This is a genomic window from Chitinophagales bacterium, assembly GCA_017303415.1.
Taxonomy (GTDB): domain Bacteria; phylum Bacteroidota; class Bacteroidia; order Chitinophagales; family Chitinophagaceae; genus SpSt-398.
On the sequence record JAFLBJ010000001.1, the window covers coordinates 2,490,952 to 2,516,973 of the forward strand.

General features: G+C 46.0%; 22 protein-coding genes. 6 read left to right on the forward strand and 16 right to left on the reverse strand.

All coding sequences use genetic code 11. From position 1 onward, the window contains the following. Positions 1-43 precede the first annotated feature (43 nt). Positions 44-457 (reverse strand): BrxA/BrxB family bacilliredoxin, encoded by a 414-nt coding sequence (locus J0M30_10760; protein MBN8667973.1) that lies wholly within the window; start codon positions 455-457, stop codon positions 44-46. Between the two features lie 212 nt (positions 458-669). Here J0M30_10760 and J0M30_10765 point away from each other — a divergent pair, with 212 nt between their 5' ends. Continuing rightward, positions 670-1,080, forward strand: coding sequence for an Hsp20/alpha crystallin family protein (locus J0M30_10765; GenBank protein ID MBN8667974.1), 411 nt, complete (start codon positions 670-672; stop codon positions 1,078-1,080). Between the two features lie 183 nt (positions 1,081-1,263). After that, the gene (locus tag J0M30_10770; GenBank protein MBN8667975.1) at positions 1,264-2,532 is read left to right on the forward strand and encodes a hypothetical protein; all 1,269 of its coding nucleotides are present in this window, start codon (positions 1,264-1,266) and stop codon (positions 2,530-2,532) included. Positions 2,533-2,535: 3 nt separating this feature from the next. On the opposite strand, the gene J0M30_10775 is transcribed toward J0M30_10770, so the two are convergent. The 6 genes from J0M30_10775 to thrS all read right to left on the reverse strand — a co-directional run bounded on the left by J0M30_10775 (position 2,536) and on the right by thrS (position 8,285). Further along, positions 2,536-3,000: a nuclear transport factor 2 family protein gene (locus tag J0M30_10775; protein ID MBN8667976.1), complete on the reverse strand. Its 465-nt coding sequence runs from the start codon at positions 2,998-3,000 to the stop codon at positions 2,536-2,538. Positions 3,001-3,138: 138 nt separating this feature from the next. Next, positions 3,139-4,536 carry an arginine decarboxylase gene (locus J0M30_10780; GenBank protein MBN8667977.1) on the reverse strand — a complete coding sequence of 466 codons (1,398 nt, stop codon included), beginning with the start codon at positions 4,534-4,536 and terminating at the stop codon, positions 3,139-3,141. A 166-nt stretch (positions 4,537-4,702) separates the two neighbouring features. Beyond that, a complete protein-coding gene (rplT, locus tag J0M30_10785) occupies positions 4,703-5,047 on the reverse strand; it encodes a 50S ribosomal protein L20 (GenBank protein ID MBN8667978.1) in 345 nt (114 codons plus the stop codon). A gap of 140 nt (positions 5,048-5,187) precedes the next feature. Continuing rightward, positions 5,188-5,385 carry a 50S ribosomal protein L35 gene (gene rpmI, locus J0M30_10790; GenBank protein MBN8667979.1) on the reverse strand — a complete coding sequence of 66 codons (198 nt, stop codon included), beginning with the start codon at positions 5,383-5,385 and terminating at the stop codon, positions 5,188-5,190. 242 nt (positions 5,386-5,627) lie between these two features. Further along, positions 5,628-6,251, reverse strand: coding sequence for a translation initiation factor IF-3 (infC, locus tag J0M30_10795; GenBank protein MBN8667980.1), 624 nt, complete (start codon positions 6,249-6,251; stop codon positions 5,628-5,630). A gap of 84 nt (positions 6,252-6,335) precedes the next feature. After that, positions 6,336-8,285: a threonine--tRNA ligase gene (thrS, locus tag J0M30_10800; GenBank protein ID MBN8667981.1), complete on the reverse strand. Its 1,950-nt coding sequence runs from the start codon at positions 8,283-8,285 to the stop codon at positions 6,336-6,338. Between the two features lie 111 nt (positions 8,286-8,396). On the opposite strand from thrS, the gene J0M30_10805 reads away from it, so the two are divergent. Next, on the forward strand, positions 8,397-9,521 hold the full coding sequence (locus J0M30_10805; protein MBN8667982.1) for a hypothetical protein: 1,125 nt from the start codon (positions 8,397-8,399) through the stop codon (positions 9,519-9,521). Positions 9,522-9,563: 42 nt separating this feature from the next. Then, positions 9,564-10,388, forward strand: a complete 825-nt coding sequence (locus J0M30_10810; GenBank protein ID MBN8667983.1) for a hypothetical protein — start codon at positions 9,564-9,566, stop codon at positions 10,386-10,388. Positions 10,389-10,405: 17 nt separating this feature from the next. Here the strand turns inward: J0M30_10810 and J0M30_10815 are convergent, their stop codons facing one another. The 5 genes from J0M30_10815 to J0M30_10835 form a co-directional block, all read right to left on the reverse strand. Next, positions 10,406-11,254 (reverse strand): HAD-IIA family hydrolase, encoded by an 849-nt coding sequence (locus tag J0M30_10815; GenBank protein MBN8667984.1) that lies wholly within the window; start codon positions 11,252-11,254, stop codon positions 10,406-10,408. 253 nt (positions 11,255-11,507) lie between these two features. Then, on the reverse strand, positions 11,508-12,551 hold the full coding sequence (locus J0M30_10820) for a hypothetical protein (GenBank protein MBN8667985.1): 1,044 nt from the start codon (positions 12,549-12,551) through the stop codon (positions 11,508-11,510). Between the two features lie 7 nt (positions 12,552-12,558). Beyond that, positions 12,559-13,914, reverse strand: coding sequence for a glutamine synthetase (locus tag J0M30_10825; protein ID MBN8667986.1), 1,356 nt, complete (start codon positions 13,912-13,914; stop codon positions 12,559-12,561). 235 nt (positions 13,915-14,149) lie between these two features. Continuing rightward, positions 14,150-16,504 (reverse strand): TonB-dependent receptor, encoded by a 2,355-nt coding sequence (locus J0M30_10830; protein MBN8667987.1) that lies wholly within the window; start codon positions 16,502-16,504, stop codon positions 14,150-14,152. Between the two features lie 16 nt (positions 16,505-16,520). Continuing rightward, complete coding sequence (locus J0M30_10835; protein ID MBN8667988.1) at positions 16,521-17,162, reverse strand: DUF3347 domain-containing protein; 642 nt, start codon at positions 17,160-17,162, stop codon at positions 16,521-16,523. A 131-nt stretch (positions 17,163-17,293) separates the two neighbouring features. On the opposite strand from J0M30_10835, the gene J0M30_10840 reads away from it, so the two are divergent. Further along, positions 17,294-19,270 (forward strand): ATP-binding cassette domain-containing protein, encoded by a 1,977-nt coding sequence (locus tag J0M30_10840; protein MBN8667989.1) that lies wholly within the window; start codon positions 17,294-17,296, stop codon positions 19,268-19,270. 3 nt (positions 19,271-19,273) lie between these two features. Here J0M30_10840 and J0M30_10845 read toward each other — a convergent pair whose 3' ends face one another. The 4 genes from J0M30_10845 to J0M30_10860 form a co-directional block, all read right to left on the reverse strand. Next, the gene (locus tag J0M30_10845; GenBank protein MBN8667990.1) at positions 19,274-20,341 is read right to left on the reverse strand and encodes an arginase family protein; all 1,068 of its coding nucleotides are present in this window, start codon (positions 20,339-20,341) and stop codon (positions 19,274-19,276) included. A 79-nt stretch (positions 20,342-20,420) separates the two neighbouring features. Further along, positions 20,421-21,650, reverse strand: a complete 1,230-nt coding sequence (locus tag J0M30_10850; protein MBN8667991.1) for a cation:proton antiporter — start codon at positions 21,648-21,650, stop codon at positions 20,421-20,423. Between the two features lie 95 nt (positions 21,651-21,745). After that, positions 21,746-23,017: an imidazolonepropionase gene (locus tag J0M30_10855; protein ID MBN8667992.1), complete on the reverse strand. Its 1,272-nt coding sequence runs from the start codon at positions 23,015-23,017 to the stop codon at positions 21,746-21,748. Position 23,018: 1 nt separating this feature from the next. Further along, the gene (locus J0M30_10860) at positions 23,019-24,392 is read right to left on the reverse strand and encodes a UDP-N-acetylmuramate--alanine ligase (protein ID MBN8667993.1); all 1,374 of its coding nucleotides are present in this window, start codon (positions 24,390-24,392) and stop codon (positions 23,019-23,021) included. Between the two features lie 106 nt (positions 24,393-24,498). Between J0M30_10860 and J0M30_10865 the strand changes: the two genes are divergently transcribed. Further along, positions 24,499-25,881 carry a DUF3459 domain-containing protein gene (locus tag J0M30_10865; protein ID MBN8667994.1) on the forward strand — a complete coding sequence of 461 codons (1,383 nt, stop codon included), beginning with the start codon at positions 24,499-24,501 and terminating at the stop codon, positions 25,879-25,881. Positions 25,882-26,022: the final 141 nt, after the last annotated feature.

Here is a 26,022-nt window from a genome sequence, read left to right on the forward strand (position 1 = left end):
ACTAATAGCTAACAGCGAATTGCTAACAGCCAAAAGCATCATTTTAGCAATGTTCCTCAAATGCCGCCATCAGGTTGCTCGCGATCACCTGTGCAGGCCGTCCTTCGATCTGGTGCCTTTCGATAAAATGAACCAGTTTACCATCCTTAAAAAGGGCAATGGAAGGAGATGAAGGTGGATAAGGCAACAGGTGTTCCCTTAATTTCTTTACCGCATCCACATCAAAGCCCGCGAAGGTCGTGGTCAGGTGGTCTGGTTTTTTTGTACCATTGATCACCGCCATCAATACGCCCGGACGGGCAGTGCCGGCCGAACATCCACACACGGAATTGATCATCACCAGGGTGGTCCCGTTCTGGCCCAGTTGGGCATCCACTTCACCAGGCGTCAGTAATTCGGAAAAGCCGTTTTCAGTCAACTCTTCCTTCATCGGTATTACAATCTCTTCAGGATACATATAGTTTAGATAAAATTTTAAAATGCAAAATTATTGATTATTTGAATAACGAACCCACCTCGAAATAGTTATAAGTAATTATGGCAGAAATATTTCCGCATTTCGGAAATTCTGTCGCTTCGCACATTCAATTCCTTCCATTTCGTCACAAGAAAAACATAAAATCCGGCATGGTACAGCCTTTGACGATACTTTACCAAAACTAAAAAGTTATGACACACGTAAGATTTAATAACAGACCCAGCCTCATTGACAGCATTTTTCAGGACCTGCCGGTATTTTTCAATGAAACAACCAGCCGGATAACGGTTCCTGTGAATATTCGGGAAACAGCAGATGCCTACCAATTGGAAGTGGTGGCTCCTGGTTTTGAAAAAGCGGACTTCAAAGTCAACCTGGAGGGAAACCTCCTGACCATTTCGGTGGAAAAAACCCAGGAAAACAGGGAGGAAAAACTGTTGCGCCGGGAATATACCTTCCGGAATTTTAAGCGTTCTTTCACAATTGATGAGCAGATCGACGCAACCAGTATCCAGGCTTCCTACGTCAATGGTATACTGGCATTAAACCTTCCGAAGAAAAAAGAAGTCAAAGAAACAAGCAAAGCGATTGTTATCAACTAATAAAGCATCTAATTGTTATAAAGCATTAAGAGTTTCTCATAAGCAGTTGGTTTTGGTTTACACCCCGTCCCGATTCTTCGGGATGGGTTTTTTTATGCCTGCCCTGTTCAATTCTTTCTGGTTATATAATCCTTTATTTATAGTTATTTTGCATCCAATTAACCCCAACAAAACAATTCAAGGATGAAAAAGGCAGCCCTGATCTGGTGTTTGTTTTTCCTTTCAGAAAAGGCTTTGACCCAGGTAATTGCCCATAGGGATACCATTCCTGCTGTGGCTGTTCCGGAGAATACGGACACCCTGCTTCGGATTGTCAACCTGAATCCCTTTTTTACTCTCCATGTTGATTCTACACTTAATTATGGATTTCAGATCAATAAAGACCCGCGTGATTATTACTGGTATTTGAAAAATTCACCACTGGGTTTAAAAATCAATAAGGATAACGGGCTGATGACCTTTAAAGCGGAGAAATCATTCTTCCTGTCTGGCAAGCTTAAATATGATGTTGAATACAAGGTAAACCTGGGCGTACAGAACCTGCACAACCAACATGAATTTGTCGATACCTCCATCACGCTTGTTTTTTACAATACCGAGATCATTCCATCCCGTGTTAAACCTACGGTAAGCAGCACCCTCTCGATCGATGAGGGCGAGCCATTGAATTTCCGTGTCCTATGTGAGGCAGGCTCCTTCCCGATCGAAAATATTCTCTTTACCAGTTCTGAAACGATCTCCGGTTTCTCCCTGGTTGAAAAATGCAACGATGAATTCACGTGGACACCGGGATATGATTTTGTCCGGGACAATGATGAAAGCAAACAACGCATCCTTTACCTGAATTTTATCGGAGCCACGCGGTTCCAGGCCAAGGATACAGCTACCATCAAACTGATCGTTCGCAATGCCCTGAACTACCCCTTGGTGAATCAGGAATTTGATCAGCTTGCCGATAATATCCGGACCTATGTATTGAAATTGAAGTACACCTTTCTCCAGTTGGATAAGCGGTTAAAAAAGACAAAGTCCACCCGTACGGCCTTTGACCTGACCTCCGGAACCTCTGCGCTGGCCGGTACCATCCTGAACACCTCGAACAGCGAGGGGGCCAAGAATACAGGAAAGGTCCTTCCCAGCGTAGGTGTTGCCCTGGTTCCTGTAAAGGAGGCCGCTGCACCCACCAAGATCGTTGAGCAGAACCAGGCTTCCCTGATCCGCACCTCGATCAAACGATTGGAATATATGGTCAATGATAATATGCGGGTGGGTGACAAGGATCCGGATATTCTCAAAAAAACAGCCAAGCTCAAGGAAGAATTAAAGCAGATACAGATCCAGCTCATTGATGTACCGGTCGAGCTCACCAATAATATGTCGGCGGAAGAACTAAACCGGTATTTTACCAGTCCGAAAGTAAATAAGAAGTATCGGTTGAAGGGTGGAGCCTGATGCTCACTCGCAGCCCTGCTTCCTCCTTGTATCGATCAGGTATTGGATCTTCCATACCCCTTTTATTCGAACAAGTTGAAAGCTATTGACCCCGCAATGGCTGAACTGCCCTTTATAATAAAATTGATAGGGCGTCCATACGATGGCGAGAGGCCCATCGATGCGAATGGTTTCAAAACGTATGCGTTCATCGGCATCCCCAGGAGGAATGCTTGAGATCGAGTTGATAAAATCGACCACCTTCTCATTTTTTACATCCACCCCTTCCCTGCCACGTACAATGGTTTGCAGGATCGCGCTATCACCAAAAGTTGACCGGATCATTTCCGGATCGGCCGATTTCATGCCTTTGAAAAGTTGGTTGACAACGGCCTTTACCGAATCCTCGGCCGTGGCCGGATTTGATTGGGCCCTGCTGAATGATTGTATCAGTAAAAACGATGTTAAGAAAAGCAAAAAGCGTTTCATGTTAACGGGAATTAAGATTTAGCGGCAAAATGATTGCGGGAATAAAAGTAATTCTCTCCCGCATGAAGATGGAAAAAATTATACAAACGGTTATCCTCCTCGGTGTGATCGGGATGGCGGTGGCTTGCTGAGACCGGACTAAACGTAGCCCAGGATCTTGAGCATGCTCTGGGCAGTCTGTTCCTTGGCATAGACCCAGTCCACCAGTTTTCCATTCTTATCCTGTCCAACAATGATGTGTTTGGGGGAAGGGATCAAACAGTGTTTGATACCCCCATAACCACTTATCTGGTCCTGGTAGGCGCCTGTATGGAAGAAACCAAGATAAAGCGGTTCTCCATTATTGACCTTGGGCAGGAATACTTCGTTGATATGTTCTTCGGAGTCGTAATAATCATGGCTGTCGCAGGTGATCCCACCCAATACCACGCGTTGGTATTCTGAATCCCACTTATTGATCGGCAGCAGGAGAAAGCGTTCTCCAATGCCCCAGGTATCCGGTAAGGTGGTGATAAATGACGAATCGATCATGTACCAGTTCTCGCGGTCATTTTGCACCTTCTCACCAATCACGCTGTAAATATGCGCCATGCTCTCGCCAACTGTATAGCTACCAAATTCGGTAAAGATATTGGGCATGGGAACCTTGGCCTTTTTACAGGCCACCTTGATATTCCGCACGATCTCATTGATCATGAATTGGTAGTCGTAATTAAAGCCCAGTGAATGTTTGATGGGGAATCCACCACCGATATTGATTGAATCCAGTTCGGGGCAGATCTTCTTAAGCTGGCAATAGAGGTTGATGATCTTGTTCAACTCACTCCAGTAATAGATATCATCCTTGATGCCTTTGTTCAGGAAGATATGAAGCATTTTAAGCTGGAACTTGCTTTCATATCCTTCGATCCGGTCCACATAGAATTCAAGGATATCCTTGGCCCTGATCCCCAGCCGGGAGGTATAGAAAGGGAACGTGGGTTCTTCCTCCGCGGCGACACGGATACCTAATTTGAAAGGAACCCGGACCGACTTGGCATATTCTTTTAATTCATCCTTATTATCCAGTACGGGGATCACATTGGAAAAACCGGAATTCAATAATTGGGCAATGCGACGGGTGTACCCTTTTTGCTTATATCCGTTGCAAATGATATGGATATCCTTGGTGATCTTCTTTTTGTCGTACAGCTTTTTGATGATCTCAATATCATAAGCATAAGAGGTCTCCAGGTGGATATCGTGTTTGAGGGCTTCCTCCACCACAAAACTGAAATGGGAGCTCTTGGTGCAATAGCAATAAAAGTACTTCCCTTCATACCGGTGCTTTTTGATCGCGTTGTCAAACATCTGCTTGGCCTTCTTGATCTGCATCCCGATCTTAGGGAGATAGGACAGTTTGAGGGGTGTTCCGTACTTGTCGATCAAACCTTTGATGTCGACTCCATTGAATTCGAGATACCCATCTTTTACTTCAAAACCATCCTGGGGGAAATCAAATGTTTGCTGGACGAGGTCGTGGTAGGTATTGTTCATTTACCGGTGCTGAGATTGGAAGTGATTGTTTTAACGGGTACAAATGTAACGGATTGGTGAATTATCCGATATTTCATCTTAAAATTTTCCATTCGGGGGCTAAAAAAATAAAATCCAGCCCGCAAAGCGGGCTGGATAGGAAATCAGCTTCGTCAAGCTGAATAGCTTATTTTACCTGAGCCACGAGCGCCTTGAAGGTCTCGGGATTGTTCATGGCCAGATCAGCCAGCACCTTGCGGTCGAGCTCGATGCCATTTTTGGCCAGCTTGTTGATAAATTCAGAATAGGTCAGTCCTTCCTCACGAACGGCCGCATTGATACGGGCGATCCAGAGTTGGCGGTAAGACCTTTTCTTAAGTTTACGACCTACATAGCTATAGGTCATCCCTTTTTCTACTACGTTTTTGGCTACGGTATAGACATTCTTCCTTTTACCATAAAAGCCTTTGGCTTTCTTGAGAATCTTTTTTCTACGTGCTTTGGAAGCAGCGGAGTTTACGGAACGAGGCATATGCGAATTTTTTGACTTTTGCTACTATTACCTGTTAGCTTTTCGCTATCAGCTATAGTTTTTGATTTGATTTTCTACTTAATGCTGTTTTTACCTTATGAGCTGATAGCTAAAAGCTAATAGCCAAAGGATAAAATTTGTTACTTCAGCCTCAACAGCCTTTTCACAAAATCGAGGTTCGACTTGTGAACCGTACCGTCGATTCGCATACCTCTTTTTCGTTTAGTAGATTTCTTGGTGAGAATGTGTCGTTTGAACGACTTCTGGTGGGTGATCTTCCCGGTGCCAGTCACTTTAAAGCGCTTTTTGGCACTGGAATTCGTTTTTACCTTAGGCATTTTAGAATGCTTTAATTATGAATCCTTTGAGGCGTTCCCGGACATCCGGGACCCTTGTCGGGCCTGTTTAGGAAATGGAGCGCAAAGGTAGGAGAAAATTAGAAATAAATAAGAAATAAGGAAGATAAAATAAGGAATAAGGAAGTGACGAAATATTTTTATTAAATCATTGATAATCAATGTTAATAAAACTAAAATCCCACTTTCTTATTCCTTATTTTCTGTTCTTTATTCCTTATTTCCTATTTGTCGCCTTTCTTCTTCCCTTTTGGCACAAAGATCGCGTGCATCCGGCGGCCTTCCATCTGGGGCATATGCTCCAGAGCGCCAACCTCGGCGAGCCTTTCGGCAAACTTGAGGAGAAGGAGCTCTCCCCGGTCTTTGAACTGGATGGCACGTCCTTTAAACTGGACATAGGCTTTTACCTTATTGCCATCTTTGAGGAATTTTTCGGCGTGTTTGGACTTGAACTCGAAATCGTGTTCGTCGGTATTGGGCGTAAAGCGGATCTCCTTTACTTCGGAGGTCTTGCTTTTTGCCTTCATTTCCTTTTCCTTCTTCTTTTTGTCGTAAAGGAATTTGTTGTAGTCGATCACTTTACAAACGGGAGGAACGGCTGTGGGGGAAATTTCCACCAGATCAAGGGCTTGATCCTGAGCGATCTTCATCGCTTCCTGAATGGAGTAGACGCCCACTTCGACGTTATCGCCGACCAGGCGAACTTCCGGTACACGGATAAAATGATTGATGCGGTGTTCAGCTTCTTTGCGAGGCATGAATCGGCCTCTGTTGAATCCACCACCCGGTTTAGGTCTGTTGAAACCACCGGATCCAGCCGGTTTGAAACCACCTTTTGATACTGCCATAAAATTGGACCCTTACCCTTTTTGGGTCACCTTTTTTTTATTGATGAATCAGCTCTTTTAAGGGAAAGAGCATTCGAAACAAACTTATTCTCCTTTGCGTTCCCGGATCTCTTCGCCGATCATGTTGATGAAAGAGGCCAGGTCCATGGTACCAAGATCGCCTTTCCCCTCCTGCCCTTGCTTCCTTACGCTCACTTTTCCTTCGGAGGCTTCTTTTTCTCCCAACACCAGCATATAAGGTACCCGCATCATTTCTGTATCGCGGATCTTTTTGCCGATTTTTTCGTTCCGGTCGTCGATCTCTACACGAATATCCGCTTTTTTTAGTTGCTGAAAAACAGTTTTGCAATAGTCCTGGAATTTGTCACTGATCGGCAGGATCCTGACCTGGAGCGGTGAAAGCCAAACAGGGAGTTTACCCGCATAGTGTTCCAGCAGAAAACCGATGAACCTTTCGTGGGTTCCGAGGGGTGCCCGGTGGATGATCAAGGGGGTTTCCGCGTTATTATCCTGGGTGGTATACTCGAGTTTGAAGCTGCGGCCCTGAGAGAAATCAACCTGGTTGGTGGCCAGGGTGAATTCACGCCCGATCACGCTATAAATCTGCACATCGATCTTTGGTCCGTAAAAAGCCGCCTCGTCCTGAACTTCCACATAAGGGATATTGGACTTGATCAGCACATCCCGCACCAGGGCTTCTGTTTCCTTCCACAATTCCGGCTCATTGACGTACTTGACCCCCAGTTTTTCCGGAGAATGGAGGGATAGCCGCATCACATATTTATCAATGCCAAATATTTTGAAATATTTGAGGTACATGTCATTCACCGCTCTGAACTCATCAAAGAACTGCTCCTTTGTACAATAGATATGGGCGTCATTCATGTGCAGGCAGCGAACACGCATCAGTCCAAATAATTCCCCGCTTTGTTCATACCGGTAAACAGTTCCGTATTCGGCAATGCGATAAGGAAGGTCACGGTAACTTTTGGGTTCTGCCGCGAAAATCTTGTGGTGATGCGGACAGTTCATGGATTTGAGGTAATACTTCTCTCCTTCCATTTCCATGGGTGGGTACATGCTATCAGCATAGTAAGGCAGGTGACCACTGGTGAGGTACATGCTTTCCTTGGCAATATGCGGGGTTACCACCCTTTTGTATCCGGCTTCTGATTCGGTCTCTTTAGCTAATTTTTCCAATTCCTCGATAATGACCGTACCATTGGGCATCCACATGATCAGTCCGGGGCCCACATCATCATCCATGGTATAGATCCCCAATTCCTTGCCCAATTTGCGGTGATCGCGCTTGCGGGCTTCTTCCAGCAGGCGCAGGTGTTCATCCAGGTCTTTCTGCGCCGGGAATGTTACACCGTATAACCGGGTCAATTGTTTATTCTTTTCATCGCCTTTCCAATAGGCACCGGCGATATTGGTCAGTTTGATCGCTTTGATAAAACCGGTATGCGGAATATGCGGCCCCCGGCATAGATCCGTAAACTGACCCTGTGTATAAAAGGTGATCGCCCCATCATCCAGGTTGGCAAGAAGATCCAGTTTATAGGGATCGGCTTTGTCGGTAAAATATCCGATAGCTTCCGTTTTGGGAACCTCTTTTCGGACATAAGGGTTGTTCTGTCTGGCGAGTTCGGCCATTTTCTTTTCCAGCTTACTCAGGTCTTCCTCAGTCAGTTTCCGGTCACCCAGGTCCATATCATAATAGAATCCCTGAGGGTTTTCTGTGGCCGGTCCAACCCAAAACTTCACTCCGGGGAAGGTGGCTTCCACTGCTTCGGCCATCAGGTGGGCCGAGGAATGCCAGAAGGTCGATTTGCCTTCCTTATCGTCCCAGGTCAATAAACGAAGAGAAGCATCAGCGGAAATAGGGCGGGTGGCATCCCATACCTCTCCGTTGATTTGGGCGGCCAACACCTTGCGGGCCAACCCCTCTGAAATGGATTTGGCAACGTCCAGGGCACTCACTCCTTGCTCATACTGTCTGACTGAGCCATCCGGCAGGGTTATGTTGATCATGTAAATGATTGAAATTTAAGGGGGCAAAGGTAGCATTTTTAAAAGAAATTAACAGTGAGCAGACTCAGGATAAAACCCGAATAGCCCGCAATTGTTTAGTTTTACACCCTGATGAAAAGGAAGGTCTATTTGTTTTGTCTGTTTGCAGGGTTATTCTCCACCCAGGCTGTTCAATCGCAGGACATCACCGGGATATGGAGAGGTTACTTTATCAGTGGCAACGGATCCCAATACAAGTATGAGGTACAGATCGAGCAATCGGGAGGCAACCGGCTTACGGGTGTCACCTATTCCTACCTGGATACCACCTTCTATGGCAAAGCCGTATTTACCGGCAATTTTAGTTCCGCGAGTGGAAAGGCCCTTGTTCAGGAAATGAAAACCGTGGAAGTAAAAATGTCCTGGGGCTCTGTCTCCTGTATCATGACCTGCCAATTGGAATTTATCAAATCAGGACGGGAGGAATTTCTGGAAGGAACGTTTAAATCGGCGCATGAAACAGATGCATTTGGAGCGAAAAAGGGAGATGATTGCGGGGGTGGAACCGTATATCTGCGGCGGGTCAAGACCTCCGACTTTTATGTAGAACCTTCCTTAAGAGCCAAGATCGAACAGAGAAACAACCCACCTCTCGTAAAAAATAACCCGCCAGGCACGGGGAATAAACCCGTTGAAAAAAAACCGGCCCCATCCAATAATACAAAGGCAACGGTAACGAAGCCCGTGACCAAGACCGTCACTCCCAAAAAGCAGGAGCCAACGGTCAAGAAGGATCCGGAACCGGTTAAAAAGGAAAATGTCACTCGTGTAGTGGTTCCTCAGGAAAAACTGGTGGAAAGACCCGCGTTGCCTACCCCGCTGCCATTAAAGGACCGTACCAATGAGCTGGTCAAGACAATTTCGGTTTCAGTACCTGAACTGACCGTAAAACTTTACGATAATGGAGAGATCGATGACGACACCATTTCGGTCTACCTGAATAAGAAATTAGTCCTGTCGCATAGAAAACTCACCGCCGCTCCATTGGTGGTAACCATCAAACTGGATGAGTCCGATCCCGATCAGGAATTGGTGATGGTGGCAGAAAACCTGGGACGCATTCCACCCAATACCTCGCTGATGATCGTAGATGCCGGATCCCAACGATTCGAGGTCAGGATCACTTCTACGGAGCAAAAAAATGCCATGGTAAAATTCCGATATGTTAAACCCGTGGACCGCTTACCGCTCCCATAATTTTTTTATTTAGAAAATAGAATTCTCTCTATCTTCCCGCCGATGAAATACTTCCTGGTTTTGTGTGCCCTGACCCTTACCACGCTTTCACGGGGACAGGAACTGTCTGGTGTGTGGAAAGGAACCCTGACACAGGGACCAGGAGGTTGTTTTTCCTCGTATAATATTGAATTGCAAATTCTCGTCGATGGTACCAAAGTGACCGGCGCTTCCTATCACTACTCCGACCTGACCAATTATGTCAAAGAAGAATTTGAAGGGAGCTACAATCCGGAGACCAAGACCCTTGTCATCAATGAGATAAAGGTCATCACCTTTCGCGTCCCTCCGGATTGCGTACCCTGTATTAAAAAATATACGTTGACCTTTACCCGCAATGGGGATAAGGAAATTCTGAGTGGTGATTGGGGTGGTGTCACAATGAGCAGCAATGCAGTTTGTCCTCCGGGCAAGATCGGCCTGAACCGGATGGCCAAATCCGATTTTGCCGAAGTGGATGAAACCATTCCCCTTACTACCCGTAAAAATGAACTGGTGCGGGAGATCAAGGTAGATACAGGTACTGTTCAGCTCGCATTCTATGATAATGCCACCATTGATGGCGATACGATCTCTGTATTCCTGGATAGAAGAACCGTCCTATCCAATCAACGACTGACCGCCAAACCCATTCTGCTGGAAATCCGGATTACTTTGCAGCAACGGGAACATGAGGTTGTGATGGTGGCAGAAAATCTTGGAGAAATCCCCCCCAATACCGCTTTGATGATCGTAACGGCGGGAAAGAAACGGTATCAGCTTTATTTAACATCCACAGAGACCAAGAACGCGCTGGTGCGTTTTGTGTATGGGTCTGAGGACCGATGACGGCTTACAGTCATCTATCAAATCACCGCATTACTACAAACATAAGTCGGAACAATTCCTGTCGATCGTATCCTGGTTTCAGCATCTTCGGGCAGTGTGTTTCCGGTTAGGACAAGAACTGTATCCAGACCGAACTTATTTCCTCCTAAAATATCTGTGTGCAGGGTGTCCCCTACCATTAGTATCTCCTGTTTATTCACTGGTTTTTTTTCACGCACAAGGTCATACGCAAACATGAACATCTGCGAATCAGGTTTGCCAAACCGGATAAATCTTTTACCCACAATACTCTCGATCATGGCCGCAATGCCTCCAATGGCAATGGAGACCTCATTCCCTCCGCTCAACGGGTAGGTATTGTCTGTATTGGCCACAATGGCCGGTATCGTTCGCTTTCTTAAAATATTCACCGCCTTGTTCAGGTCCTCAAACCAGTTAAATCCTTCATCATCGAGTAAGACTAACGCGTTAACTTTTTCAATGTTCCCTTCATTGATGGCACAAACAGGGAGGGTATGCAAACCGGAACTGTCAATATAATGGGCCGATTTTTCTGTACCCAGATAGGCAACGATCCCTTCATTGACCTTGAGGTCAAGGTACTCTTTGGCCAGCATGCCGGAGGAAATGATCCGTTCGTGTTCGATCAGGTTCAACCCCAATTGATGATAAGTAGCCGCCAATAATTGCGGACTTCGTGATGCATCATTTGTAACGATATAATATTCCTTACCGGTTTTTTGCAAATACTCAAAAGTCCCTTCAATGCCAGGCACCAACCCTTTATAATTCTTGATCACCCCAAAAGCATCAAAAAAAATAGTGGAGTATCGGTCGATGATGTGGTGGAAGGGGGTGTGGGACATTTTTGTGGGTTTTGAATCGTGAGACGTGAGACGTGAGACGTGAGTCGTCAATCGTGAGACGTGAGACGTCAATCGTGAGACGTGAGTCGTCAGTCGTGATTAAAAAATTTTAGTTATGTATAATTATTTTAAATTTACTCCTCAAAATTAACGTCTCACGTCTCACGTCTCACGTCTCACGTCTCACGTCTCACGTCTCACGTCTCACGTCTCACGTCTCACGTCTCACGTCTCACGCCTCACGCCTCACGCCTCACGCCTCCCTAATTCCCAACTCCTCAATCAATCCCTCCGGGTCAAAATCGGTATCTATTGAAGGAAGGTATTTTTCATATGCTTCGGCGGTGAGTTTTTTGGCATACTGTTCAGAAAAGAAATAGAAGCCATCTTTGATCACATAGTTCAGGATAAAAAAGCGGTATCCTTCCCGCAGAAAGCGGATCTCGTTTGCGCTCAGCGGGTTTACTGCGTGGTATTCCTTTAAAAAAAGTTTGAACCGGTTCTCCATCAGCGTATTGATGCCATAGCTAAAAACGGTTCTGTCACCAGCATCGGAGACTACACGGCTAAAAAAATAAAAATCGAGAATGCGTGAGCTCATGCGAAACCAGTCATAATCCCAGCGAGAATAAAGCTCTCCTTTTTTTGTCACCGAAAAATTGCCAATGTTCCAATCAATAAAAACGGGTATGGTTTCAAAGGATCCGGCATTGAGTTTATTCCTGTTCTTCAAAAATTGTTCGGCATGATGACGCACCATATCTATTTGAGCCTTTGTACCAAATTTAGGTCCCTGCTCCTCTACCCTTTCCAATAAGAGGGCGATATCGGTTCGTAATGTTTTGGATGACCGGGGAAGCACATTCCCCACACGCGAACAGGCCTTGTGAAATTTCCCGATCTGTCTCCCGAATTTTCGGATATCTGCTTCTTCCAGGCGTTTGGGCATGCGTTCCAACACCCTGACCGGGTTATAAAATACTACCCAGGCTTCTTTGTTCCGCTGGCGATAATGATAAGTATAAACCCGGTTGTTCTTTAAAAGTGATTTAGCCAGAAGGTTTTCAAAGGGGAACAATAGGTTATTAGAGAGTGTGTGGATGATCCGGTGATCCTCCTTGAAATGTTCGTACTGGCCATAATAGGAGAATTTGGCAATCACAATATCTCCATCATCAAAGGTTACCCTGAAAACATGGTTGGTAGACACGCGGGCACTGATGTCTTCAATTTGTTTGATCTCCTTGGAAGCATCAAACCCCTGCCAGGCTTTTCGAATGATCTTTTCGTAATCCATCAATGGGTTATATGATCTCAAAATAGCGTTTCAATTCCCAATCGGTGACCGCTTTAGCTTGCTGGCGGCATTCCCACAGGCGGGTAGCCGTAAAATGCGCGACAAAAGCCTCACCAAACAATTCCTTCGCGATGGAGGAACTCTCCATCATTGTGGCAGCCTCGTACAACCCTTTTGGAAGTTGCCCATTCCCGGTAGCCTCGTAACCATTACCTGAAGTTGGAGCTGTATCCAGGGATAATTTATGCTGAATACCATACAACCCCGAAGCAAGAGCAGCGGCCATGGCCAGATAAGGATTGGTGTCCGAACCCGGTACCCGGGTTTCTAATCGGGTATAGGCAGCAGATGTATTAATCACCCGAAGTGCGGTGGTACGGTTATCATATCCCCAGGTAATGGTGGTGGGTGCCCAGGCCCCTTCTACCAGGCGCTTATAGCTATTGATGGTAGGGGCATACATAGGAAGGATATGGGGCAGGCAATAAAGTTGCCCGGCCAGGTATTGACGAAACAATTCACTCATGTGGCTGGGATCATCCGCCTGGTAGAACAGATTTGTGCTGCCATCCTTCGACCACAGGCTTTGATGTAGATGACCACTGCAACCGGGCAGGTTCTCATTCCATTTGGCCATAAAAGAGGCAATCAGTCCATGCTGGTAGGCGATCTCTTTTACCCCGGTTTTGAATAAGGTCGCTTTATCCGCAGCCTTTACCACTTCATCATGGGCAATGGCAGCTTCGTAAACACCCGGACCGGTTTCTGTATGTATACCTTCAATAGGAATATCAAATTGGGTCAATAACTGAAACAGGTCCTGATAATAGGCATGCTGACCGGAGGTACGTAAGATCGAATAGCCAAACATTCCAGGGGTAAAGGGTTCCGGGTTGATGTACCCTTTGGCCGCAAGGCTTTGCGGGGTTTCGCAGAAATTGAACCACTCAAATTCCTGGGCAAATTCAGCATGAAAGCCCATTTCATTTGACCGTGCTGCAATTCTCTTTAATAAACTACGACTACAAGCCGCCAGATCATCGCCACCTGGCGAAGAAAAATCAGCCAGAAAAAAAGGGAGATTGTCCTGCCAGGGTATAAAGCGAAGAGTGGATAGATCAATTCTTGCGGGCCGATCGGGATAACCGGTATGCCATCCGGTAAGGCTGCCATTGTCATATAGCTGATCGGAACTGTCCCAACCAAAAACGACATCACAAAAACCAACACCCTCTTCCAGTGAATCCAAAAATTTTTTTCGGCTGATCATCTTTCCGCGAAGAATGCCATCAATATCAGCAAAAGCGAATTTAAAGGTATCGTGCTCTGAATTTTCCAGAATTTCCTTGAGGGTGGTTTTCATAGGATAAAGATAAATGGAATTCGGGATATGTGGGGCGAGAGGCGTGAGGCGTGAGTTTCGTGAGGCGTGAGTTTCGTGAGGCGTGAGGCGTGAGGCGTGAGAGGTGAATGGTGAATATTGAATGGTGAATAGTGAATGGTTGAACCCTTTTTTATCGTACAATTCCCTATTGACTATTCACTATTCACCTCTCACGCCTCACGTCTCACGCCTCACGTCTCACGAAACTCACGTCTCAAAACTTAAAATTCCACGTAACCGTAGGAAGAATGGGAAACAAAGAAACCTGTCTGGCTTCTACCTTCAGTGTCCCATCGTAAGGGCTTCCTGTTTGATCGAAGTAGATAAAATAGGGATTATAGCGGCTGTATACATTGTAGATACTAAATACCCAATGGCTCTGCCATTTTCTTTTCTTTTTAGGCACGGGTGTATAGGTGGCTGCCAGGTCCATACGGTGATAGGCGCCCAACCGGTATTGATTGAGCTGACTATACTCCTGTGTCAGCACTCCGTCGATGATAAAAAAGCTTTCCGGAAAAGTGGTGGCATTTCCTGTGCCATATACAAATACACCTCCGATCTTCCATTTTTGATTGAGCTCATAGTTACCAACAACACTTAGGTCATGGCGACGGTCAAAACGGGTAGGATATCTGTTCCCATTATTAAGGTCTTTGAATTGCCGCCAGGTCCAGGAGAGGGTATAACCCACCCAACCGGTAAAACGTCCTCTTGCCTTGTTCACATAGAACTCGGCCCCATAACTCCAGCCTTTTCCAAATACAAATTCATCTTCAGGATCGGCCAACCCGGGTGTATATCCTTCCTTGTACTCCACCTGATTGCGCATATCCTTGTAATACACTTCAACCGAGGTCTCGTAGGTATTATCTTCAAAATTCCGGAAGTAACCGGCTGCGTATTGCCAACTGATCTGTGGTTGCACCAGGTAGGTGCTGGGTACCCAGAGATCGGTAGGCAGGGTATTTCCTGAATTAGAGACAAGATGTATGTACTGAAAATTTCGGGTAAGTGCCGCTTTCAGAGAGGAGGTTTCGGACAATTCATACCGTAACGTAACACGTGGTTCCCATCCACCATAGGATCGTACGGGTTCGAATTTTCCATAGACCGTGCTGTCCAGTTTATTCCCATCGGCATCGCGGGTAAACTTAGTGTAGGGTCCTACCTGAATGAAACGGCTGAAACGCAGTCCATAATTCAATTTGATCCTGTTTCCGATCTCCCAATCATCCTGGATATAAAAGGCCAGTTCATTGGCAAATTTGTTCCCTTCATTATTTGGGGTAAAGATGATACTGTCCGAACGGCCCGAAACAACATTGGGGGTGAACCGGTGATAGGTGTACATCCCTCCAAACTTCAACTTGTGTTGCGGTGCCGGGTAATAGTCAAAATCCATTTTCAGGTTAGCATCCCGGATACCTGATTTAAGTTTTACTTCAAAATCATTCTGGGCAGCGCTGAAACTGAAATTATAATCATTGTAAACAGCTGTGGTATTAGCAAAGAGACGCTTGTTGAAAACATGGTTCCACCGTAGCGTCGCTGTACTGTTTCCCCAGGGGATATTGGAATTAAAGGAGCGTTTGGCATTGTTGAAATTGAATACATCCCGTCCAAAATACCCGCTCAGATAGATCCTGTCCTTTTCCGAGAACCTGTAATTCATCTTTGCATTCAGGTCATAGAAATAGTAACCAGAACCATAGAACGCACTTGATTTTTTGATAAAGGGTTTGGTGAGCACATCAATATAGGTCCTTCGGGCCGAAACGATAAAAGAAGCCTTATCCTTCTTAATGGGCCCTTGTATGGAAAAGCGTGAAGCGATCAGTCCAACCCCACCATCCACCTGGAGTTTATTCATGTTGCCGTCTTTCATCGTAATGTCAAGTACTGACGAAAGCCGCCCACCGTATTGGGCCGGCATACCCCCTTTGATCAGGGAGGTATTCTTGATGGCATCTGAATTGAATATGGAGAAAAAACCAAACAGGTGACCGGTATTGTACACAACCGCGTCATCCAGCATGATCAGGTTCTGGTCAGGTCCCCCACCCCTTACATAGAATCCGGCATTGCCTTCGCCCGCATTTCGCACGCCAGGAAGTAACTGAATGGCCTTGAGGATATCCACTTCTCCCATAAAGGCAGGAATATTCTTTATTCGTTCAATGGAAAGATCCACTCTTCCCATTTGGGCATTGCGCACGTTACCATCACGTTTTTTGCTATAAACAATAACCTCATTATTGGTAATTGTTTTGGGAAGCAGGAGCAGATTGAGTTCTGCATCCTGGTCCAACAACCGGTCGACCACCATGGAGGCATAAGAAACATGGGAAACCGTTAAAATATAACTACCCTCATCGAGTGTAAGGGAATAGAATCCATATTGATTGCTGGATACCCCACGGCTTTGGCCATTGACGGAAATAGTAGCCCCGATGATGGACTCACCCGTCAGACTATCCTTAATATACCCGCTTAGGGTATATTTTTTCTGGGCTTGCATAAACAGGCTTGCCAGGAGAAAGGACAGTAAAACGGTGTATTGTTTCATGGGACGAATAACAACCCTACTCTTTTTTAGTTGTATCAGCGACTGTATAATCCAGGGTTACTTTGGTTGAGCCACAGGTGAGCATATCCTTTCCGTACTTCGGATCTTTCAAACCGAGGTAAGGGTTTCTGATGGAATCTACCGGGCTAAGCCAATTTCCGGCCATTTCATAATTATTGAGGGCCATTGGGCACTCCTGGAAATAGATTTTAGCGGCATCATACCGAACGATCCGGAGAAGGTCAAATATTTGCTGGGAAAGCATGTTCAGCGAGGCCTTTTTCTCCTCAACGGTTGGATCAGTGATCATCCCGGCTACCTCCGAACGTACTCCCTCCCATTGCATCTGGGCGGTAGGATAAAGGGCTGAATCCTTTTCCATCTCCGACAGTTTCAGGCTGTCAACAGAACCCTGTAATCGTTGCGCAGCCGCATTTACAGCCACCGTATCCCAATTCACAAAGGCTTCGGTCAACCCATAATAATCACTCAACAGTTGCCGTACAGAGCTGTTAAAGGCTTCGGAGTGTTTGCTAACAACCAGTGCCTGGGGTTTTTCCCCGGAATCGGCATGGTTCTTTTTGCCACTGAAAACAAATTTCCAAACTAAAAACCCGGCGATACCGAGCAATAGGATAGCCAGCAGGAATTTCTTCATAGTTCTCACTTATTGAACAAAGATAAAACCTTAAATGCAAAGGTTAAAAGCCAGTCGTTTATGGCTAATATGCGTTAGCATTTAGCTTAAATCCGTCTGGTAAAGTCCTACAATTCACTAATTTCGCGCCCATGCTCGCAGGACTAACGAATCTGACATTTGAATTTGGGGCCCGAACCATCATTGAGGACGCCACCTGGCATATCCAGCCCGGAGAGCGCATTGGCCTGATCGGTTTTAACGGTACCGGGAAGTCGACCATTTTAAAATTATTGGTGGGCCAATACTCCCCATCCTCCGGTTTGGTGGAAAGAAGCCGTAGTACCAGTATGGGATACCTGCACCAGGACCTGCTGAGCTTTGACACCGAGGATTCCATCCTGCAGGTCGCTCTGGGGGCATTTGAAAAAATCTTGCTCCTGGAAAAAGAGATCGAAGAGCTGGGTAAGGAACTGGAAAGAACGGGTGACGAAAAGACGCTCCATGAATACAGTGATAAATTACACGAAATGGAGACCCTGGGTGGCTATTCCATCCATCACCGTACAGAGGAAGTACTTCAAGGTCTGGGTTTTGCCAACGCTGACCTTAGCCGGCCATATAAAGAGTTCAGCGGTGGTTGGCGGATGCGTGTCCTGCTTGCCAAAATGATCCTGCAACAACCTGATCTCCTGCTACTGGATGAACCGACCAACCACCTTGACCTTCCTTCCATCGAATGGTTGGAGAAATACCTGCAACATTATCAGGGTTCGGTGGTGATCGTTAGCCACGATAAGTATTTTCTCAATCGGATGGTGACGAAGATCGTCGAAGTGTATCAGCAGCAGTTGCACATTTATGCCGGCAACTACGATTTTTATGAAAGAGAAAAGGCTGTACGAATCGAATTGCAGCAAAAGGCTTTTGAAAACCAGCAGGATTTTATCCGTCAGCAGGAACGATTGGTGGAACGTTTCAGGGCCAAGGCCAGTAAAGCGGCCATGGCACAAAGTATCATTAAAAAACTGGACCGGCTGGAAAGAATCGAGGATGCGGAACTGGAAAGACCGAATATGCGGATCAACTTCCGGGTGGATAAGACGCCGGGAAAAGTATTGGCAGAGTTGCACCATGTTACGAAGGCCTTTGGCGATAATGTGATCATTGAAAATGCCTCAGCCGAGATCGAACGAGGCGATAAGATCGCGCTGATCGGTGCGAATGGAAAAGGAAAATCGACCTTGTTGCGGATCATCGCTGGTTCAGAACAATTCTCGCAGGGGGAACGCAAATGGGGGCACAATGTGGAAGAGAGCTTTTATGCCCAGCACCAATTGGAAGCACTGGATCTGAATAATACAGTGATCGACGAGATGAAACTTTGTGGCAGCCAGATGACAGACCTGGAATTGCGAAGCCTGCTGGGTTGTTTTCTCTTTACCGGAGATGATGTGGAAAAAAAGATCCGTATCCTGAGTGGTGGTGAAAAAGCGCGGGTAGCCTTAGCCAAGGTCATTGTAAGCAAGGCCAATTTCCTGATGTTGGATGAACCGACCAACCACCTCGACATGCATAGTTGCGATCTGCTGATCGAAGCCCTTAATAAGTATGAAGGAAGTATGATCCTGGTGAGCCATGACCGGTATTTTGTTTCAAAAACGGCCAATAAGATCTGGGAGATCGATGACCGCCAGATCAAAGAATTCAAAGGCGGATATGAGGAATACGTAGCCTGGAAAGAAAGGATGGCCAAAAAAGGAAATGGCCAAACCAAGCCCGAGAAGTCTGAAAAGCCGGTGCCACCAAAAACGGAGCAAGCTGCCCCCAAACCTGCAACACCAAAACCATCTGTCCCTTCCTCCCCGATCAATAAGGAATTGAAAAAGGAATTGCAGAAACAACAAAAGGCTTTTCAGCAGGTTGAAGAGAAGCTGGCCATCCTGCAGCAAAAAAAGATCGAACTGGAAGGAAAATTGACTGATCCCTCCATATACTCAGATAAAAATAAATTTCTGGAAACTGAGGCCGCCTATAAAAAAGCGGAATCAGAAACAAAAGAGTTGAACCGCCAGTATGAGATCTTATTTGAGGCGATAATGAAATTGGAGGAACAGGCCGGAAGCTAAAGGCTACAGCCTCCCTGTTTCATGTTGCTGATGTGCTTTCAGGAAATCGATCACCAGATAACTGATCAACTTTCCGGTACCGGCATCTGTTCGCCCATCCAACAATCGACCCGCTCCTTCACAGATATGCAAATAGGCTGGCCTGGTATCAACCGCCGCAAAACTCAAATATTGCCGGGCGTGATTGGGTTGGATACCCACAGGCGTCATGGCGCTGCTAAGCGTGCCCTCAATGCTATCCAGGTCCAGTTCGATCCCAGTCATGGAGTCTTCGGTAAAACCAGTGGCATGTGCCACAGATTGAAGAAAACTTCTTTTCTCGTGGACAAAAATATCCTCGTAGGTAATGATATCGATAAAGGGGTTGTTAACAATATCCATCCATACATTCTGCGGAATATAATTTTCATGAAGCCCTACTACACAGTATTTCTGTAAATACCCATCCACCTCCGCATAGCGAAAAGCATTCCCACTGTGTCTTCCTTCCTCTGGCCGGTAATCGGCATGGGCATCCAGGTTGATGCAATTCAACTGAGCCAACTGCAATTTTCCGGCTTTGTGCCAGCCCTTGGCTGCACCTTTGAGCAAGGGATAAGCGTTATTATGGCCACCACCGATGGCGATGGGTATCTTACCGTGCTCGGTGACAAGTTTGACAAATTGTTCCACCTCCTCATCAATTGTAATGACCGCATGGCGATACGCTTCCAGTCGTTCGGTCTCTCCCCGGGCGGTGGTATCAATCAGGTATTGGATATCCCCGAAATCAAAATGCCCGGCAAGTAAAACCTGTTTTCCGTCAAAAAAATCATTGCTTTGGGAATTGAGAAAGGATTGCAAAAAGGGTACCCAGGCGGTATCGGCCCCTCCCATCCCTTCGTTTCCTCTTACTCCAAGGTCTTCCGGAATCCCAAAAAGGACATATTTCGCTTCAGAAACTTTTAAGGAGGTGACCAGGTCATCGGGCTGGGAAAGCAATAATACCCGCTCTCCGATCTTTGTTTCAAATCGCCGAATCCGGGTCAGGGAAAGTATATCCTGTTTGCTATAACGCTTGAAGTGTTTCATAAGCCGTCCTTGGTTGGATTACTAAGTTATGACCTGGTGGGGAAATACCCTACTTTTTATGGTACCGGAAATGGACGGGTCAAAAGACATCAGACTCAACAAAATGCCTTTCTTCCACTACCTCCTCAGGTTTTTTCTTGTAAAAGAGAATACCAAGGGCCATGATGATGGAGGAACTCAGGATGACAAAGAATAAAATGCCGTCGTTAAAGGATTTAAGTTTATTGACCTCAGGTATCTTATAAAAGAGGACAATGGTGATCAATCCCCTGGGCATAAAGAATAATTCAGGGAAAACATTGGTCTTAACAAAAAACCGGAGATAAAGAAACCGAATAAGAAGCAGACTAACCACTATAACAGAACCGATGGCGATCACTTCCTCCTGCATTAATAATTGAATATTGATGGAATACCCAAATAGAATAAAGAAGAAGGTCCGGATTAAAAAGGAAGATTCAGCCGTAATGGAATGCAATAATTCATTAAGCGGGCTTACTTTCTCATTGGGGAAATACCGGGTGATCTGGTGCCATTTAATTTTATCCCAGTTATTGATCAATAAACCAAAGACCATGATGATCAGCAAGGATGGCAGGTGCAGCAGTTTCCCTCCGGCATACAAGAGGATCAACAGCGAAAAGATCAGGAAGAATTTGATATTGAGCCGAACCTTGGCCAGGATAAGCAGGAGCAAAAGGGAAAGTAAAAGAGATAAAACGATAGAGACGATGATACTCCCTCCAAAGATGGCAAAGGACTTCCAGGTCAGAATTTCATCTGCAATAAAATAATTAAACACGAGGATCCCGATTATATCGGAAAACGAGGCTTCATAAACCAGAAATTCCTGTTGATTCTTGTTCAAGCTGTGAAGACTGGGCAATACAATGGCGCTGCTAATGATGGATAGCGGGATAGCATAGATGATACAACTGATAACATCTTCCTCGTATAGCCAGAAATTGAGTACTGTGGTTATTGTTAACACGGAAAGGAGAAAAATAACCAGGGCAGAAAAAAAAGAATTTCGAATCAAAGCGGTCTTGCTCTTTTCCAGCCGAAGATCCAGACCTGCTTCCAATACAATCATGATCAATCCCACCACCCCCAGCGATTCTACCAAACGCTCCGGTACAGCAATTGTCTTACCATACGAATCAGCCAGCGCCCTGATACCAATGCCTGTAAAGAGAAGGAGTAGAACAGAAGGAAGCTTGAGATAACGACCGATAATGGAAAAGAGATAGGAAAGGACAACCAGACTGCACAAAATGATCAATAGTCCTTCGGAATGGATTTCGTTCATACGGGGAAATTACAAAAAAGCAGGAAATGAAGAAGGAATAAATTTTGATGCCCAGGCACCTGGGCCAGCGTCCATTAGCTGTTGGCGATTCGCTTTCAACCGTGTAAGGGCTGCCCATTCAAAAAGACCAGCTCAATGAGATTGGCACCAAAGAAATAGGGAAGCACATTATAGTGGCTGACTGGTTTAGTAAGGATCAGGTTGGCCTTTTTCCCAATTGCGACAGATCCTGTCATGGCTTCAAATTCCATCGCTACAGCGGCATTGGTCGTGGCAGCATTGATCGCTTCCGCAGGGAGCATCCGCATCCCGATACAAGACATGGCCACCACCAGGTTCATGTTTCCACTGGGCGAGGAACCCGGATTAAAATCACTGGCTATAGCTACGGCGGCACCTGCATCGATAATCTTTCTTGCCGGCTGAAAAGGCATGCGGAGAAAGAAGGCGGCTGTAGGAAGTAAGGTACTTATCCCGGTAAAACTTTTCCCCGAATGTTCTTCAGGCTGACCGGCCAAAAGGGCGACATCTTGGTCCGTCACCGTTTCCAGATGATCCAGTGACAACGCCCCTACCCGTATTCCCGCTTCAATACCACCTATACTGTTGAGCTGGTTCACATGGAGCCGGGGTTTGAGTCCGGCCGCTTTCCCGGCAAGTGCGATCTTTTCCGTTTCCCCGGGTGTAAAGAAACCCGTTTCGCAAAATACATCGATATAATCGGCCAGTTTCTCACCCGCTACAAGGGGAATCATTTCCTCTATGATTTCCCGGATATATCCTTCCCGGTCCTCTTTGTAGTGAGCTGGAAAAGCATGAGCGCCTAAAAAAGTAGAACGTATAAGCAGCCCCGATTTTTCTTTTAATTTTTGAATAACACGCAGAATCTTCAATTCATTTGCTACCGTTAACCCATACCCGCTTTTTATTTCAATGGCCCCGGTTCCCAGGGCGGCCACTTCATTCAACCTTTTCCAGCTATCTGTAAAAAGTTGATCTTCGGTGATATCATCCATATGCCGGGCCGAATTTAATATCCCACCTCCACGGGCAGCAATCTCGGCGTAACTCAACCCTTTAATTTTATCAACAAACTCTGTTTCCCGGCTTCCTGGAAATACCAGATGGGTATGACTGTCGCACCAGGCAGGTAAGACCAACCGTCCGGTAGCATCCAATTTATGAGGATGATTGTGCAAGGAAGCGGGCATGTCCCCCATTTTCCCATAGTCGGCTATAATCCCGTCTTCCACCAATAGGTAGGCTTCTTCCAGCAGAGGCAGGTCGGCCATTTCCTTTCCGCGAAGAGGTTCAATGCCTTTTCGAACATTGACCAACTGGTGAATATGGGTAAAAAGAAGGCTCATTTTATAGTTGTTCCCAAACTGTTTTCGCAAAGGTTTCAAGTGAAGGATCGCGGGCGCCCATCAGCAGCAATACGGTTCCGGGTTGTATATGCGGGCGCAGGGAATCAACCAGATCCTTCCGGTCTTCTACAAAATAGGCTTTCTTCCCTGCCTTGGTGATCCCCTGTATCAAATCATTGGCTGAAATATCTTTTACAGCGGTCCCGCCGGCGTAAAAGATCTCACTCATCCAGATCTCATCATTATCACGGAGAACATCGGCGATCTCACGTTCAAAATCCTCCTGCAGAAATTTGGTAGGCCCATAACCATGAGGCTGAAACCAGGCAATGACCTTTGGAGCGAGTGGTTGGCAAGCCTCGATGGAACGCGCGCATTTTACCGGGTTATGCGCATAATCATCAATGAGAATGACTCCGTTCTTTTCCCCTATGATCTGGTGACGGCGGTAGATCCCTTCGTATTTAGATAAAGGTTCCACACAATCGGATGTGTCCATTCCTACCATTTTGCAAACAGCTATGCCCGCCACGGCATTTTCCATATTGTGCCTGCCGATGACCTGCATGGAAAAGGGTACATCATCCACGGTGAACTGAATGTTCTGACCAGTCTGGTGATATTCCCCCGCCATAGTACCAGCCTTTTCGCCATCTGTGGAAAAATTCACCAGCTTATCACGGGAAAGTTGCTTTGCGAGGTAATGGCTCTGGTTGACAATAAAGAACTGACTATTGTTTTTAAATACGGTGAAAATATCCATCAGGACATTTATGTCTTTATGGTCCTTGTCTACATTCAATAGCAATCCGATTTCGGGTTTGTATTGTACAATGGAACCATCGCTTTCATCTGCTTCGATCACCAGCCACTCCCCCTGCCCTACCTTGGCATTACCGATCTTTCCCTCTTTAATGATACTTACCAACCCGGCCCCGCTGATGATGCTGGGTGCGTACCCTCCTTTTTCCAATAGATCAAATACCATGGCGCTGGTTGTACTCTTTCCGGATGTACCCCCAATGGCAATGGTCCTCTTGCTGGCAGCGATGATCGCCAGCAATTCACTACGGCGGATTATAGGAATCTTAAATTCCCGGGACTTTTTTACTTCCCCAACCGTATCCTCGATGGCAGTGGATACCACTACCAATTCAATCGATTCATCCAGACCGGAGCCATCCTGTAAAAAACAGCGGATGCCTTCAGCCTCCAGTTTATCTCTGGTTTCGTTGGGAGTACCCGGGGTAAAATACCGGTCAGAACCGCGGACCTCTTTTCCAATGCCCGCCAGATATTGGGCCACAGCACTCATGCCTGTTCCTGCCACGCCGATAAAGAAAACACGTTGAAAATCGTGTATGGAAGTGATCATGGTCAAAAGTAAATGATTTTGGGAATAAGGGAATGGGTTGTTCGTTAATGGATGTTGGATGTTGGTTGTTGGCGTTTTGGTTATAAGTTTGTATAAATTTTCTGCTATGCGAACCTTCATACGATTTTCCTTGCCTGTTTTCATTGCGTTATTTGTTTTTAGCTCTTGCAATACAACGGAACCTAAAAAAGAGGCCAATGGCTATACCCTTGACTCTACCCGGGTGGATGGTCATCCGGCCTGGATCATGCAGGGAAATATTTACGAGGTTAATATCCGGCAATACACACCGGAGGGAACCTTTAATGCTTTTTCAACTCACCTGGAAAGATTAAAGGAAATGGGGGTGCAAACGCTTTGGTTTATGCCTATTCACCCCATCAGCAAAGTTGACCGCAAAGGCGTAATGGGAAGCTATTATGCGGTGGCGGATTATACAGGGATCAATCCTGAGTACGGCACATTGCAGGATTGGAAAAACCTGGTCAACAAAGCACATGACCTAGGGTTCAAGGTCATCATTGACTGGGTGCCCAATCATTCCGGTGCCGATCATCCCTGGCTCACTACTCACCCCGATTTTTATGTACGCGATAGCGCTACCGGTAAAGCCATTTCACCCTTTGACTGGACGGATACACGGAAACTGGATTATAACAACCCGGTGATGGCCGACTCCATGATCCAATGTATGAAGTATTGGTTGACGGAAACGCATATTGACGGTTTCCGTTGTGATGTGGCAGGTGAAGTACCGGATGAATTCTGGAAAAAATGTATCGCTGCCTTGCGCGCAACCCAACCAGGGATATTTATGCTGGCCGAAGCAGATAAACCTTCCTTACATACAGACGGGTTTGACGCCACCTATCCCTGGGCTTATTTTGCTACTATGAAACAGGTGGCAAATGGCCAAAGAACTGCCCTTGCCATTGACAGCCTCGTAAACGAAACCGATTTTACCTTCCCGGCCAATGCAATCCGGATGTTCTTTACCAGCAATCACGACGAGAACAGTTGGAACAAGGCAGATCATGCTACCATGCCCGGGCCGGTTCACGCACCTTTTGCCGTACTCACCCAAACCATGAAAGGAAGTGTTCCATTGATCTACAGTGGCCAGGAAGAACCCGTGGCCGATTCGATCAGCTTTTTCTATAAAGACACCATTTCCTTTGGCAAACTGGAAAGGGCAAAATTCTATAAGACCCTTTTGGACCTGCGTAAGAACAATCCTGCCCTGGCAGCCAATTCCGCTTTCCGACGTACCTCAGTGGGTGATGATAAATCTCTGTATGCCTATGTACGCGAAGGCGGCGGCAAGAAAATTCTTGTGATTCTGAACCTGACCAACAAAGCCCAGACGGTGAAAGTGGCTGATTATTCATTGTACAGTAACCCGCTAAACCTGTTCATGGGAACGCCCGAAACCCTTTCCGGGAAACCCTTTGGCATTGAACCCTGGGGATATATAGTATATGTGTATTAATTCGAATTGAAGTCGATGAATGATTATTAATTGCTGATTATTAGGTACTTGCGAATTCTTTATTAGAGTGAAAAAGCAACCAATAATTAATAATAAGGAATCAACAATAAAAAAGCCCCCGGTCTTCCTCTCCGGGGGCTT

Excerpts from the sequence above, each read along its gene's own strand:
- J0M30_10820 (MBN8667985.1), bottom strand. The coding sequence starts at position 12,551 with ATGGATTACGAAAAGATCATTCGAAAAGCCTGGCAGGGGTTTGATGCT.
- infC (MBN8667980.1), bottom strand. The coding sequence starts at position 6,251 with ATGGCAGTATCAAAAGGTGGTTTCAAACCGGCTGGATCCGGTGGTTTC.
- J0M30_10830 (MBN8667987.1), bottom strand. The coding sequence starts at position 16,504 with ATGAAACAATACACCGTTTTACTGTCCTTTCTCCTGGCAAGCCTGTTT.
- J0M30_10775 (MBN8667976.1), bottom strand. The coding sequence starts at position 3,000 with ATGAAACGCTTTTTGCTTTTCTTAACATCGTTTTTACTGATACAATCA.
- J0M30_10845 (MBN8667990.1), bottom strand. The coding sequence starts at position 20,341 with ATGAAACACTTCAAGCGTTATAGCAAACAGGATATACTTTCCCTGACC.
- J0M30_10850 (MBN8667991.1), bottom strand. The coding sequence starts at position 21,650 with ATGAACGAAATCCATTCCGAAGGACTATTGATCATTTTGTGCAGTCTG.
- J0M30_10780 (MBN8667977.1), bottom strand. The coding sequence starts at position 4,536 with ATGAACAATACCTACCACGACCTCGTCCAGCAAACATTTGATTTCCCC.
- J0M30_10805 (MBN8667982.1), top strand. The coding sequence starts at position 8,397 with ATGAAAAGGAAGGTCTATTTGTTTTGTCTGTTTGCAGGGTTATTCTCC.
- rpmI (MBN8667979.1), bottom strand. The coding sequence starts at position 5,385 with ATGCCTAAGGTAAAAACGAATTCCAGTGCCAAAAAGCGCTTTAAAGTG.
- J0M30_10765 (MBN8667974.1), top strand. The coding sequence starts at position 670 with ATGACACACGTAAGATTTAATAACAGACCCAGCCTCATTGACAGCATT.
- J0M30_10840 (MBN8667989.1), top strand. The coding sequence starts at position 17,294 with ATGCTCGCAGGACTAACGAATCTGACATTTGAATTTGGGGCCCGAACC.
- J0M30_10835 (MBN8667988.1), bottom strand. The coding sequence starts at position 17,162 with ATGAAGAAATTCCTGCTGGCTATCCTATTGCTCGGTATCGCCGGGTTT.
- J0M30_10855 (MBN8667992.1), bottom strand. The coding sequence starts at position 23,017 with ATGAGCCTTCTTTTTACCCATATTCACCAGTTGGTCAATGTTCGAAAA.
- J0M30_10770 (MBN8667975.1), top strand. The coding sequence starts at position 1,264 with ATGAAAAAGGCAGCCCTGATCTGGTGTTTGTTTTTCCTTTCAGAAAAG.
- J0M30_10825 (MBN8667986.1), bottom strand. The coding sequence starts at position 13,914 with ATGAAAACCACCCTCAAGGAAATTCTGGAAAATTCAGAGCACGATACC.
- J0M30_10865 (MBN8667994.1), top strand. The coding sequence starts at position 24,499 with ATGCGAACCTTCATACGATTTTCCTTGCCTGTTTTCATTGCGTTATTT.
- rplT (MBN8667978.1), bottom strand. The coding sequence starts at position 5,047 with ATGCCTCGTTCCGTAAACTCCGCTGCTTCCAAAGCACGTAGAAAAAAG.
- J0M30_10860 (MBN8667993.1), bottom strand. The coding sequence starts at position 24,392 with ATGATCACTTCCATACACGATTTTCAACGTGTTTTCTTTATCGGCGTG.
- thrS (MBN8667981.1), bottom strand. The coding sequence starts at position 8,285 with ATGATCAACATAACCCTGCCGGATGGCTCAGTCAGACAGTATGAGCAA.
- J0M30_10810 (MBN8667983.1), top strand. The coding sequence starts at position 9,564 with ATGAAATACTTCCTGGTTTTGTGTGCCCTGACCCTTACCACGCTTTCA.
- J0M30_10760 (MBN8667973.1), bottom strand. The coding sequence starts at position 457 with ATGTATCCTGAAGAGATTGTAATACCGATGAAGGAAGAGTTGACTGAA.
- J0M30_10815 (MBN8667984.1), bottom strand. The coding sequence starts at position 11,254 with ATGTCCCACACCCCCTTCCACCACATCATCGACCGATACTCCACTATT.